Genomic DNA, 13,460 nt, shown 5'->3' with positions numbered 1-13,460 from the left:
AAAAACTAAAAAATTAGAAAAATGGCAAACGCACCTAAAACAAGTCCTGCTGCAAAACAAGAGAGCAATAATTCAGGTTCTTTCTTTGCACAAGCTGCAATTATCATTTGTTTCATTCTCGGTTACCTTTTATGGAAATTTGTGATGGGTAGTCCTTCAAACTTTCTTGATAATAATCCAGAGAACCAACCTTTACCAGGTAACTATTTAGGAATGGTTTATCACGCAGGTGCTGTAGTACCGGTTTTATTAGGTTTATTCTTCATGGTATGGGTATTCTCTATTGAGCGTTTCATTGTAATTGGAAAAGCTTCTGGAACAGGAAATGTTGGTAATTTCGTAAGAAAAGTACAAGTATTAATTAATGGCGGTAATTTAGATTCAGCTATTGCTGAGTGTGACAAACAAAAAGGTTCTGTTGCAAACGTAATCAAAGCTGGTTTAGTAAAATACAAGTCAGTTTCTGCTGATACTGCTGTAGATACAGAGAAAGCAACAATTGCAATTCAAAAAGAGATCGAAGAAACAACAGCATTAGAAATGCCGATGTTAGAGAAAAACTTAAACGTAATCGCTACATTAGTTTCTATCGGTACATTAACAGGTTTATTAGGTACAGTAACAGGTATGATCAAGGCCTTCAGTGCGTTAGCAACAGGTGGTACTCCTGATTCAGCTAAATTAGCAAACGGTATTTCTGAGGCCCTAATCAATACAGCGACAGGTATCGGTACTTCAACAATTGCGATTGTAATGTACAATATCTTAACAGCTAAAATTGATAAATTAACTTATTCAATCGACGAAGCTGGATTCTCAATCGTACAAACATACGCTGCGAACCACAAATAGTAATTATATGATGTTTTTGAAAATTATTTTATGGAATAATTGTTTCATTAGCATCATATAGAAAGAGATTGAATAATTAATTTATAAAGAAGTTTAAAATGGGTAAAGCAAAAATAAAAAGAGCCAGTACATCCATTGATATGACCGCGATGTGTGACGTATCATTCTTGCTTCTTTCATTCTTCGTAATGACATCTACAGCGAAACAACCGGAAGCATTCGAGGTTGATACGCCGGCGTCTACCACGAAAGATAAATTACCAGATTCAAACGTAGGTATTATTACGGTTGGGGATAAAGGTAAAATATTTTTTGGTGCGACAGACCGCGATGTTAGGGTTAAAACTTTAGAGAAAATGTCATCAAGATATGGCGTTAACTTTTCTCAACAAGATTACGACCAGTTTGCGTTGATGGAAAATGTCGGTACTCCTATGAAAGCGATCAAGCAAGTGTTGGCAATGGAGCCAAGCAAACGTCTTGAGCCTGGTGTTCAGAATGGTATTCCTGTCGATAGTACAGAAACATTATCTAATGAATTATACCAATGGATACAAACAGCACGTTTAGCTGCAGAAGAGGTAAATAAGGCAAAAGAAGGGGAAAAGGATTTTGTTTATCCAGGACCATTGAAAATTGCTATCAGAGCTGACGCAACGGAAAAGTATCCTTCAATTAATGCGGTAATCGAAACATTACGTAATCAAAAGCAAAATAAATTCAGTTTCATTACTGGTTTACGTGCTGAAGATAAATAATGTTGATTTAATAAAAAGACATAAATGGCAGAATTAAATCAAGACAGTGGTAAGGGTGGCAAAGGCGGAAAAGTAAGATCTAAGAAAAACGGTGGTAAAGTCGATTTGACAGCCATGGTAGATTTAGCATTCTTATTAATTACCTTCTTCATGTTAACTACGTCTTTAAATAAACCACAAGCAATGGACGTTGCGATGCCTGATAAAAATAAAATTAAGGATGAACAATCTGAAGTACTAACAGCAGATAACCGTTCCGTAACGATTTTATTAGGATCTGACAATAAAGTTTCTTGGTATTATGGACAGGTAAAAGCACCTATTGAAGGTCCAACGGTTACAGGTTTCGGAGCAGATGGAATACGCAAGGTTTTAATTGAGAAAAAAGCTTACGTTCCTCGTGTTTCTGGCGGAAAAGATGTAATCGTGATTATCAGACCTAGCGATATGTCTACACAGAAAGATCTTGTTGATATTCTTGATGAGATGAAGATTGTAGATATTAAGCGTTATATGATTGCGAAGATTAGTCCTGAAGAAATAGATGTTTTAAAACGTGATAATATTTATAATGACTAAGTTAGTTATTATAGAAATCACGAAAACTAGAGAAATATGATTGGGTCAAAATTAGATATTTTTAAAAAGGAATGGCTTGATGTAGTATTTCAAGGCAGAAACAAAGAGTATGGTGCTTACGAGCTTCGTAAACTTGCTCCTAAAGCTACAAACGTAGGTTTGTTGGCTGTGGTTGTTGCCGTGGTACTATTAAGTCTTCTTAGATTATTTGGAGGTAGCTTATTTCCTGATAAACCTGTTGAAGCCCCTCCAGTTGTTACTGAAGTGACTTTAGAAGATTTGGAGGAGATTAAGCCACCTGAACCAGAAGAAGAAGAGCCACTTCCAATTGAGGAAGAGAAGCCTCAGCAAGTGGCGATGGATATACCAAAAGAAGATTTGGTACGTTTTCCAGAACCTAAGGTAGCACCAGCTGCTCAGGTGAAAGAAGAAGTTGCTGCTCAAGAAGAGTTTAAGGACGATAAAAAAACTCCTGCTCGTTTGACTTTAAAAGGTAGCGCAGCGGGGTCTTCAGTAGCGCGCGGTGAGTTCGGTACTAAAAAGCAAGATGGTGCTATTACAGGTGTTAAGAAAGGTGATCCAAATGGTGATCCAGATGGATTAATCTCCTTCAACGCCGTAGAGGTTCAACCATTACCTCCTGGAGGTATGGCTGCTTTTATGAGGTGGGTAGGAGAAACATATGAATATCCTTCTGGAGCTTTAGAAAATGGCATCATGGGTGTTGTTGAAGTATCTTTCGTTGTTGAAAAAGATGGTAGTTTAACAGATATTTCTGTAAAACGCGATCTTAAATACGGAACTGGTGATGCCGCAGTTAGAATGTTGAAAAAAGCTAAGAAATGGAAACCAGGTATTCAAAATGGTCGTCCTGTTCGTGTAGCTTATACATTACCTATTCGCTTAAACACACAAAATCAGTAATTAGTGGCGAACTTTAATTCGAATAATACAAATTACAGACAGAAATCGCCTATAAAGCGATTTCTGTCTATTTTAGGACTATTTATGTTTGGCCTGTATTTTGGGCTGGGCTTACTGGTTATTTTTTGGAAAGATTTACCCTTGGACATCAACCCAACTTATAGAACATTGTTTGGAGTTGTTCTGATTGTTTATTCTTTCCTTCGTTTCGTTAGATTGTGGCAAAGTAATTTTAACTAGCCTCATTACGAAATTAGAATTGCCTTAATTTTTGCAACCTATTTATTAAATGATTGCCCTATGAAAAACAGCTTAAAAATAATTTTATTTTCAATTTCTGGAGTTTTTATGTTGATGAGTTGTAATCGTAATGGCAAGCAAGCTCCAACAGCTCCCAGTGAGGATATTCTACGAGGTAAAGTAAATGTACTTGTTGATGAGACCTTGTATCCAATCATTAAAGAACAGGTTGATGTATTTCAAAGTTCATACTCAGATGCTACCATACAATTGTTGGCCAAACCTGAAATTAAAGCCATAAATGCGTTATTGGCGGACACTTCAAATGTGATTATTTTAACACGTAAGTTGACAGCTGCTGAGGGGAAAAATTTTAAGGACCGAAAAATTGTTCCAAAGGAATATCAAATAGGGAGTGATGCAATCGCTTTGATAAATAATGTTAGTGATGCAGATACTATCATCACACTTTCTGACGTTAAATCATTGTTAAACGGCACACTTAAAGGTAAGTACAAAGTAGTTTTTGATAATGCAAACTCAAGTACTTTACGATTTTTAAAGGAATATCTATCTATCGATAAAATTGATCCAACAGCGATTTCTGCCTTAGAGAATAATACTGATGTCATCAAATATGTGAGTGAGAATAAAGGAAGTATCGGAATTGTAGGTTTCAACTGGATATTGGATATGACTCAAAAAAAATCTGAATTATTGAATAAAATTCGTACATTGAGCGTAGAAAATGCTTTAGGAGCTAAGAAAGACGGTTTGTTCTACAAACCTTCGCAATCCAATATATCTTTAGGTGTATATCCTTTTACAAGACCTATATATGTATTGAATTATCAGCCGAACATGGGCTTAGGCCTGGGCTTTAGTGCCTTTTTGACAGGAGATAGAGGTCAGCGTATTTTTTTAAAAGCTGGACTTTTACCTGCAACAATGCCAGGACGTGATATTATTATTAGAGAAGAAAACAGTTTAAATTAGAGTATAAAATAGTACAACAATAGATTATGACAAACAGTAAATTATTATTTAGTCTGTTATTAGCAGGTTCTGTTGGCACAGCAAGTGCACAAAGTTTAAAGGATGCTAGAGCGGCTATTGAAACAGAAAACTACGGTAAAGCAAAAACAATTTTGCAACAATTAGTAAGTAAACAAGCTAAGGTTGGTGATAATTACTTCTATTTAGGTCAGATTTATTTAGTCAATGATAAGCCTGATTCTGCGGCAATTTTCTTCAATCAAGGTTTAACTGCTGATCCAAAATCACAGATTAATAACGTTGGTTTAGGCTACATTGATTTGTTGAAAAAAGATAAGGCTTCGGCTGAAGCTAAATTTTCTGCAGCTAGTGCAAACTTAAAGAAAAAAGATTACGAAGAATTGTTGGAAATTGGTCGTGCTTATATTAAGGCGCCAGAGCCAGACTATGCAAAAGCCTTGGATTATTTAACACAAGCTAAAGCAAAGAATGCTAAAGATGCCGCTATTCCGTTGGCATTAGGAGATGCTTATAGAGGATTGAAGGAAGCAAGTAGCGCTTACTCAAGTTATAGTGAAGCAACTGATTTGGATCCGAATTCAACTCGCGCTAAAATTGGACTTGCAGTAATTGTTCGTGGTGCACAAGCTTTTGATGAGGCTGTTGCTCAATTGACAGAGATTACTACAGCGTCACCTACTTATGCTCCGACTTACCGTGAATTAGCGGAGACTTACAATATGTGGTCAAAAGCACCTGGTACATCTGACGAGAAGTATGTGGAATTAAATAAAAAAGGTGTTGAGCAATATAAAAAGTATTTAGAAGTTAATGGTGATAACTCTTTGGAAGCAAAGATTCGTTATGCCGATTTCTTGGTTTATGCTAGACAATATGATGAGTTAGGAGCAGTTTCTGAAGAATTAGCGAAAAATCCAGATGTAGATCCTAAGATCTATCGTTATTTAGCATACAATGCTTTTAGAAATAAAGACTACGCTAAAGCATCTGAGAATATCCAAAAGATGTTTGCAAAAATGGATCCTCTACGTGTAATTCCTTTGGATAATATGTATGCAGGTTTATCTGATGTCGCTAATAATAAAGTTGAATCGGGTATTGTATTTATTCAAAAAGCAATTGATCAAGATAAAGAATTGTTAGCAGAAGTTGCTGAAACAGCATTTGCAAAATATCAAGATCAAGAGACTGCAACTGCAGTAGCATTATTTGAAATTATTGCTAAATATCCTGATACTGATTATTACTTCGATTCTAATTATTATGCTGGAGAAGGTAATTACCAAATTGGCTTTAAAAAGGATCAGGAAAGTAAGGATGAGGAAGGTAATGTAACTGATCAAGCTTTAAAAGATCAAGCTGTTGCCGCTTTTGTAAAATCGCAAGCACAGTTAACCGTTATCGAAAATGCGAATAAACCTGAGATATTAGAAAAATACTTGGTTCCAGCGCTATACTACAAAGCTTTCTCTGCTTTAGGTACGGATAATTTGGAAACTCCAAAAGGTGATTTTGTGGCTCCTTTCGAAAAATTAATTAAAGTTATCAACGAAAGAGGCACACAAGAGAAAAATAAAGCATATTTAATCGATGCTTACACTTATATTGGTTTCTTCCAATACAGTAAAAATGAAATGGCTAAAGCAAAAGCTAGTTTCCAAGAAGTATTGAAATTAGATCCTGAAAATGAGAATGCTAAATCTTATTTAGAAGGTATTAAATAGACTTAGTATTTTAAAATAAAAAGGGGAGAACATTTGTTCTCCCCTTTTTTGATTTTAGGCTATTTTTTCTTAAATTTAGGTTTTACCAATATAAACATTTTTGATATGGAGCAAGTTAGTGCGAATGCACCTATTGACTATCTGCCAATTTTATTTCAGCTCATTGTTGCTGCTGGATTTGGTATTGGAACGATCATCATCACACATCTCATTGGCCCAAAAGTAAGAACTGCAAATAAGCTGAGTTCATTTGAGTCGGGTATTGAAGTTGTTGGAAATGCAAGACAGCCTTTCTCGATTAAGTATTTTCTTGTTGCTATTCTGTTTGTCATTTTTGATGTCGAAGTAATCTTTATGTATCCGTGGGCAGTTAATTTTCGAGAATTCGGATTTGAAGGTTTGATCCAGATGTTTATTTTTATGGCCATGTTGCTTTTAGGCTTCATTTATGTCATTAAAAAGAAAGCTTTGAGCTGGGATTAGAATAGTTCTAAATTGCGCTAACAGCTTGATTTTTATCTAGAAAATGTTAGTTTTGATATGTGCGATAGCACACAACTGTAAACCACTTTAAATTATATTTCCATGAGCGATATTAAGTTGGCCAAAGCACCTCCGGGAGTTGAGGGCGCTGGTTTTTTTGCCACGAGTTTGGATAAAGCGATTGGTTTGGCGCGTTCAAATTCTTTATGGCCTTTGCCTTTTGCTACTTCTTGTTGTGGGATCGAATTTATGGCTACAATGGGTTCAACATATGATCTTGCTCGTTTTGGCGCAGAAAGACCAAGTTTCTCTCCTCGCCAAGCCGATATGTTATTGGTGATGGGAACCATTGCTAAAAAGATGGCTCCTGTTTTAAAGCAGGTGTATATGCAAATGGCTGAACCTCGTTGGGTGATTGCGGTTGGTGCATGCGCCTCAAGCGGAGGGATTTTTGATACTTATTCTGTCTTACAGGGAATCGATGAAATTATTCCTGTTGATGTATATGTGCCTGGATGTCCGCCGAGGCCAGAAGCAATATTAGACGGCGTTTTACGCTTGCAGGATATTGTTAAAAATGAATCATTGAATAGGAGAAATACACCTGAATACCGCGCTTTATTAGAAAAATACGGAATTGAAACTTATGAATAAGATAGATAATACCTATTTGTGGGAGAAGTTAGGGTCTACATTCGGTGCTGATGTGTCACAATTGGCTGATGACTATGATCTATTAACAGTGAATGTACATATTGATGCTATTTATGCTGTGTTGACTTTTTTGAAACATGATGCGGAATTGCAGTTTATTCACTTGACAGATATTACGGCAGTTCATTATCCGCAGCAGAAACAGTCATTTGAAGTGGTATATCATCTCAATAGCCTCGTGCATAATATTCGGATTCGGATTAAAGTGGCGATAGACGGACAAAATCCGGAAATTCCTACGGCAACTACCATTTGGAAAGGTGCAAATTGGATGGAGCGAGAAACGTATGATTTTTATGGTATACAGTTTTTAGGACATCCAGATTTAAGGAGGATATTAAATGTAGATGAGATGGAGGTTTATCCTATGCGGAAGGAATACCCTTTAGAAGACCCCAACCGTGTAGACAAGAAAGATCTCTATTTTGGACGTTAACGTTAGAAAGGAAACCAGTTATGAACGATTATATTACCAAGATATCCCCAAATAAACCTGTTTACGATGATAATGATCCCCAGGATGAGTTAATAACCTTAAATATTGGTCCTACACATCCTGCGACTCATGGTGTATTTCAAAATGTAGTTCAAATTGATGGTGAACGTATTGTTAGCGGTGTTTCAACAATCGGTTATATCCATCGGGCATTTGAAAAAATTGCTGAACATCGACCATTTTATCAGATTACGCCTCTCACCGATAGATTGAATTATTGTTCTGCCCCCATTAATAATATGGGCTGGCATATGACCGTTGAGAAGTTATTAAAAATTGAGATTCCAAAGCGAGTCCAGTATATGCGGGTTATCGTAATGGAATTGGCTCGTATTGCTGACCATATTATCTGTAATGGTATTCTCGGTGTTGATACCGGGGCATTTTCAGGCTTTTTGTATGTTATGCAGGAGCGGGAGTTTATATATGAAATTTTTGAAGAAATATGTGGAGCCCGTTTAACGACTAACATTGGTCGTATCGGTGGTTTTGAAAGAGACTTTAATGCCATTGCATTTGCAAAGATTGAAGAGTTTTTAAAAAGATTTCCTCCGGTTCTGACAGAATTTATGGAGCTATTTGACCGAAACCGAATTTTTATAGAGCGAACATCTGGAATTGCGGCCGTTACGCCGGAAGAAGCTTTAGATTATAGCTGGTCTGGCCCTATTTTACGTGCTACAGGTGTGGATTATGATATTCGGGTTCAAAACCCCTATTGTTCCTATGATGAATTCGATTTTGATATTCCTGTAGGTACAAAAGGAGATGTTTATGATCGCTACATGGTACGTAATGAAGAAATGTGGCAATCTTTACGCATTATTGAACAGGCTTTAGCTAAAATAGAGAAAGAACCTAAGGGAGTTTTTCACGCTGATGTACCGGAGTTTTATTTACCTCCAAAAGAACAGGTGTACACCAATATGGAAGCATTAATCTATCATTTTAAAATTGTGATGGGAGAAGTTGATACCCCTAAGGCTGAAGTTTACCATGCTGTCGAAGGTGCCAATGGAGAATTGGGATTTTATCTGGTACACGATGGTGGTCGTACCCCTTATCGTTTACATTTCAGAAGGCCTTCCTTTGTCAATTACCAAATGTTTGCTCCGATGAGTGCAGGAATGTTGCTTTCGGATGCGATTCTTAATATGAGTAGTCTTAACGTTATTGCAGGAGAATTAGATGCTTAGTATAAAAAATAATGAATATGTTGAGTTTTCTTCAACATTGCTAAATCAATTTGCTGAAGTAGTGGGACGTTTTCCGGAAGGGAGACAAAAATCGGCATTGCTTCCTATACTGCATTTAGTACAAGCGGAGTTTGGGTGGTTAAGTCCTGATGCTATGGATAAGATCGCTCATTATTTAAGTATTGAGCCTATCGAAGTTTATGAAGTTGCTTCTTTTTATACGATGTATCTATTGCAACCACAAGGGAAGTATGTTTTGGAAATATGCAGAACTGGTCCCTGTTGCCTGGTCGGAGCGGAACGTATTATGAGCCATCTTGAACATAAATTGGGTGTTAAAGAAGGAGAAGTGACGGCCGATGGATTGTTTTCATGGAGAGGAGTCGAGTGTTTAGCAGCCTGTGGCTATGGACCTGTCTTACAGATCGGACCTGAATACACTTTCTACGAAAACTTAACTGAAGATCGTGTTGATCAATTAATAGATGATTTAAGCTCAAAAACTAAATAATATGGCGCGTAAACTTTTGTTAACACATATTGATGTTCCAGGGATTCAAACTTTTGATGTTTATCGTCAACATGGCGGATATCGGGCGGTTGAAAAAGCACTCAAAACGATGTCCCCTGATGATGTTGTTGAAGAAGTTAAGAAATCAGGCCTTCGTGGAAGAGGTGGAGCTGGTTTTCCTACTGGGATGAAGTGGAGTTTCTTAGCAAAACCGGAAGGTGTTCCTCGTTATTTAGTGTGTAATGGAGATGAATCTGAGCCAGGTACTTTCAAGGACCGTTATTTGATGACACATATTCCTCACGCTTTGTTGGAGGGAATGATTGTCTCTAGCTATGCTTTAGGAGCTAAGACTTCTTATATCTATGTTCGAGGTGAAATGATGCCTCAGATCCGTATTCTTGAACGTGCCATTGAGGAGGCGAAAGCTGCAGGGTTTTTGGGTAAGAATATTTTGGGGTCAGGTTATGATTTAGAAATTTATGTACAGCCGGGAGCTGGAGCTTATATCTGTGGTGAAGAGACTGCCTTATTGGAGTCTTTGGAAGGTAAAAGAGGAAATCCGAGGATAAAGCCTCCTTTTCCCGCGATAGCAGGATTATACGGCTGTCCTACAGTAGTCAATAATGTTGAATCGATTGCCGCTACTGTTCCGATTATTAATGATGGTGGAGAAGAATATGCGAAGATAGGTATAGAGCGGAGTACAGGAACAAAATTAATTTCGGCCAGTGGAAATTTAGTAAAGCCAGGTGTATATGAGATTGATTTAGGCTTATCTGTAGAAGAATTTATTTATTCAGATGAGTATTGTGGTGGCATCGCAAATGGGAAAAGGTTAAAGGCGGTAGTCCCCGGTGGCTCATCAGTTCCTATTTTACCAACGAATTTAATTTTAAAAACAGCAAATGGCAATAACCGCTTAATGACTTATGAATCATTGGCTGATGGAGGTTTCCAAACAGGAAGTTCCATGGGATCAGGCGGTTTTATTGCTTTCGATGAGGATCAGTGTATTGTGCGCAATACGTGGAATTTTAGTCGTTTTTATCATCACGAGAGTTGTGGGCAGTGCTCTCCTTGTAGAGAAGGAACAGGATGGATGGAGAAAGTGTTGCACAAGATCGAGATGGGACATGGCAATTTATCTGATATTGAATTGCTTTGGGATATTCAGAGACGTATTGAAGGAAATACGATCTGTCCGTTAGGTGATGCTGCGGCATGGCCAGTGGCTGCGGCCATACGGCATTTTAGAGATGAGTTTGAATGGCATATCAATCATCCGGAGGATGCATTGACTCGTAATTTTGGATTGGCGCATTATGCAGATCCTTTAGTACCGATTGTTTCTTAATTAGATTGTGATAAACGCGATACGAAGATGGCAGAAGAGGTAAAATTGAAAGTTATTATAGATGGTATTCCTGTAGAAGTAGCGCCAGGAACAACAATTTTGAATGCAGCACGTGAAATTGGTGGCGATATCGTTCCTCCAGCTATGTGCTATTATTCTAAGTTGGAAGGTACAGGTGGTAAATGCCGTACCTGCTTAGTTAAAGTTTCGAAGGGATCTGAAAAAGATCCACGTCCCATGCCTAAGTTGGTCGCATCCTGCCGTACGACTGTGATGGATGGAATGGAAGTAGAGAATATCACTTCTCCAGATGTTGTGGAAGCAAGAAAAGCGATTGTGGAGATGTTACTGATTAATCATCCTCTAGATTGTCCTGTTTGTGATCAGGCTGGAGAATGTAAATTGCAAGATTTAGGTTTTGAGCACGGCTCTGCGCAGACGCGATACGAGTTTGATCGAAGAACATTTGAACGTATTGATATAGGAGATAAAATTCAACTCCATATGAATCGATGCATTTTGTGCTATCGATGTGTGTTTGTTGCAGATCAGATTACTGATAAACGCGTGCACGGTATCATTGGCCGCGGAGATCATTCCGAAATCTCAACTTATATTCAAAATGTTGTAGAGAATGATTTTTCAGGAAATGTAATTGACGTTTGTCCTGTGGGGGCTTTAACAGATAAAACATTCCGCTTTAAAAATAGGGTTTGGTTTACAAAACCGGTAGATGCTCATCGCGATTGCCCAACTTGTTCGGGCAAGGTGACTTTATGGTATAAAGGACCGGACGTGATACGTGTCACTGCACGCAAAGATGAGTTTGGAGAGGTAGAAGAATTTATTTGTAATACCTGTCGGTATGATAAAAAAGAAACCATCGATTGGAAGTTAGAGGAACCTACCCCAATTAGTGACCAGTCCGTGATTGCATCTAATCATTATACACGCTTTAATCCACCAGCTGTTATCAAAATAGATCCTGTACTGCAGGAACAAAATTTAGAACAGTTGGCTAGAACAGAAAAATTGAAATAATATGGAGTTGTCATTTGTCATAGAAAAATTCGTCCTTGTTACTTTAGTTTTTGTGATCACGCTTGTGATTGCGATGTACTCAACATTGGCAGAACGTAAGATCGCCGGCTTTATGCAGGATCGTTATGGTCCTGATCGAGCGGGAATATTTGGTTTATTACAACCTTTATGTGATGGTGGTAAGTTTTTCTTTAAAGAGGAAATAATTCCCGCCGGAGCGCACAAAGCCTTGTTTATTCTTGGACCCACGATCGCTATTATTACTGCCTGCATTAGTTCTGCTGTGATACCTTGGGGGCAATCGTTAACGATCGGTGATCGCGTTATTTCACTGCAGGTTGCCGATGTCAATGTGGGCATTCTTTATATGTTTGGTGTTATTGCACTTGGCGTGTATGGTATTATGTTAGGTGGCTGGGCTTCCAATAATAAGTTTTCGCTTATGGGAGCTGTTAGAGCGGCTTCACAAAGTATCAGTTATGAGATTGCTATGGGGCTTTCGATTATAGCACTTTTAATGGTGACGCAATCGCTATCTTTAAGAGATATTGTTGCCCAGCAATCAGGTTTTTTGAATTGGAACATTTGGTCGCAACCTTTAGGATTTATCATTTTTATGGTTTGTGCTTTTGCTGAGTGTAACCGGGTTCCTTTTGATTTGCCAGAATGTGAGACCGAATTGGTCGGAGGTTATCATACCGAATATTCTTCCATGAAACTGGGACTGTACATGTTTTCAGAATATATCAATATGTTTGTGTCTTCAGCATTGATGGCCTCATTATATTTCGGAGGATATAACTTCCCTTTCATGCACGACTTAGGACTGTCTGAGAATTGGATAACGATTATAGGCGTTCTCGCATTTTTCGTCAAAATATTTGCATTTATCTTCTTCTTTATGTGGGTGCGTTGGACTTTGCCACGATTCCGATACGATCAACTGATGAATTTAGGGTGGAAAATGCTGATTCCTTTAGCAATTGCAAATATTGTGTTGACGGGAATAATTACATTGATTAAGGATACATATTTTTCATAGAAAGGAACCGTTATGCAACCATTAAGTAATAGAAAAAAAGTTTTGGCACAACAACCAATGAATTTTATGGAGCGGATCTATTTTCCAGCTATTATAAAAGGTTTGTCCATTACTCTAAAGCATTTTTTTAAGAAAATACCAACTGTTAAATATCCAGAGGAACAGCGTCCTTATTCTAAGAACTTTCGAGGGCAACATTCTTTAAAGCGAGATGAAGAGGGACGTGAAAGATGTACAGCATGTGGTTTATGTGCCCTATCTTGTCCTGCGGAGGCCATTACTATGACTGCTGCCGAGAGAACTAACGAAGAAAAGGATTTGTACCGTGAAGAAAAATATGCCGCCGTGTATGAGATTAATATGTTGCGCTGTATTTTTTGTGGTCTATGTGAAGAAGCGTGTCCTAAAGAAGCCATTTATTTGGATGGTCCACATGTTACTGCCGATTATCTTCGTAAAGATTTTATTTATGGTAAGGATAAATTGGTAGAGCCAAAATTTGATATTACAAAATTGAATAGTTAAC

Annotated in this window: 15 protein-coding genes; all 15 read left to right on the top strand. The window is 37.7% G+C overall.

Translation table 11 applies throughout. The features are described from left to right. Positions 1 to 21 precede the first annotated feature (21 nt). Complete coding sequence (locus tag EDF66_RS19140; protein WP_132769984.1) at positions 22 to 852, top strand: MotA/TolQ/ExbB proton channel family protein; 831 nt, start codon at positions 22 to 24, stop codon at positions 850 to 852. Positions 853 to 950: 98 nt separating this feature from the next. Next, positions 951 to 1,610: an ExbD/TolR family protein gene (locus EDF66_RS19135; protein WP_021190709.1), complete on the top strand. Its 660-nt coding sequence runs from the start codon at positions 951 to 953 to the stop codon at positions 1,608 to 1,610. 24 nt (positions 1,611 to 1,634) lie between these two features. Then, positions 1,635 to 2,189: an ExbD/TolR family protein gene (locus tag EDF66_RS19130; protein ID WP_021190708.1), complete on the top strand. Its 555-nt coding sequence runs from the start codon at positions 1,635 to 1,637 to the stop codon at positions 2,187 to 2,189. Between the two features lie 36 nt (positions 2,190 to 2,225). After that, positions 2,226 to 3,113, top strand: a complete 888-nt coding sequence (locus EDF66_RS19125; protein ID WP_132844368.1) for an energy transducer TonB — start codon at positions 2,226 to 2,228, stop codon at positions 3,111 to 3,113. A 300-nt stretch (positions 3,114 to 3,413) separates the two neighbouring features. Continuing rightward, positions 3,414 to 4,349: a PstS family phosphate ABC transporter substrate-binding protein gene (locus EDF66_RS19115; RefSeq protein WP_132769980.1), complete on the top strand. Its 936-nt coding sequence runs from the start codon at positions 3,414 to 3,416 to the stop codon at positions 4,347 to 4,349. Between the two features lie 26 nt (positions 4,350 to 4,375). Beyond that, positions 4,376 to 6,094 carry a tetratricopeptide repeat protein gene (locus EDF66_RS19110; protein ID WP_132844366.1) on the top strand — a complete coding sequence of 573 codons (1,719 nt, stop codon included), beginning with the start codon at positions 4,376 to 4,378 and terminating at the stop codon, positions 6,092 to 6,094. A 105-nt stretch (positions 6,095 to 6,199) separates the two neighbouring features. Next, positions 6,200 to 6,577 carry an NADH-quinone oxidoreductase subunit A gene (locus tag EDF66_RS19105; protein WP_031288696.1) on the top strand — a complete coding sequence of 126 codons (378 nt, stop codon included), beginning with the start codon at positions 6,200 to 6,202 and terminating at the stop codon, positions 6,575 to 6,577. A gap of 102 nt (positions 6,578 to 6,679) precedes the next feature. Then, positions 6,680 to 7,231, top strand: a complete 552-nt coding sequence (locus EDF66_RS19100) for an NADH-quinone oxidoreductase subunit B (protein WP_132769974.1) — start codon at positions 6,680 to 6,682, stop codon at positions 7,229 to 7,231. Next, on the top strand, positions 7,224 to 7,727 hold the full coding sequence (locus EDF66_RS19095) for an NADH-quinone oxidoreductase subunit C (RefSeq protein WP_132844364.1): 504 nt from the start codon (positions 7,224 to 7,226) through the stop codon (positions 7,725 to 7,727). Before EDF66_RS19100 ends, EDF66_RS19095 begins: the two co-directional genes overlap by 8 nt. A gap of 20 nt (positions 7,728 to 7,747) precedes the next feature. Further along, on the top strand, positions 7,748 to 8,983 hold the full coding sequence (locus EDF66_RS19090) for an NADH-quinone oxidoreductase subunit D (RefSeq protein ID WP_021190702.1): 1,236 nt from the start codon (positions 7,748 to 7,750) through the stop codon (positions 8,981 to 8,983). Continuing rightward, the gene (gene nuoE / locus EDF66_RS19085) at positions 8,976 to 9,494 is read left to right on the top strand and encodes a complex I 24 kDa subunit family protein (RefSeq protein WP_132844363.1); all 519 of its coding nucleotides are present in this window, start codon (positions 8,976 to 8,978) and stop codon (positions 9,492 to 9,494) included. Before EDF66_RS19090 ends, nuoE begins: the two co-directional genes overlap by 8 nt. A 1-nt stretch (position 9,495) precedes the next feature. Continuing rightward, complete coding sequence (gene nuoF, locus EDF66_RS19080) at positions 9,496 to 10,851, top strand: NADH-quinone oxidoreductase subunit NuoF (protein WP_132844361.1); 1,356 nt, start codon at positions 9,496 to 9,498, stop codon at positions 10,849 to 10,851. Positions 10,852 to 10,878: 27 nt separating this feature from the next. Continuing rightward, on the top strand, positions 10,879 to 11,892 hold the full coding sequence (locus tag EDF66_RS19075; protein WP_132769966.1) for a 2Fe-2S iron-sulfur cluster-binding protein: 1,014 nt from the start codon (positions 10,879 to 10,881) through the stop codon (positions 11,890 to 11,892). 1 nt (position 11,893) lies between these two features. Continuing rightward, on the top strand, positions 11,894 to 12,934 hold the full coding sequence (gene nuoH / locus EDF66_RS19070) for an NADH-quinone oxidoreductase subunit NuoH (RefSeq protein ID WP_132844360.1): 1,041 nt from the start codon (positions 11,894 to 11,896) through the stop codon (positions 12,932 to 12,934). Between the two features lie 12 nt (positions 12,935 to 12,946). Beyond that, positions 12,947 to 13,459, top strand: a complete 513-nt coding sequence (locus EDF66_RS19065) for a NuoI/complex I 23 kDa subunit family protein (RefSeq protein ID WP_021190697.1) — start codon at positions 12,947 to 12,949, stop codon at positions 13,457 to 13,459. Position 13,460 lies beyond the last annotated feature (1 nt).

Source organism: Sphingobacterium sp. JUb20 (genome assembly GCF_004342035.1).
GTDB classification, from domain to species: domain Bacteria; phylum Bacteroidota; class Bacteroidia; order Sphingobacteriales; family Sphingobacteriaceae; genus Sphingobacterium; species Sphingobacterium anhuiense.
Note: the sequence above shows the minus strand (reverse complement) of the source record. Positions and strands in the feature narration are given on the sequence as shown.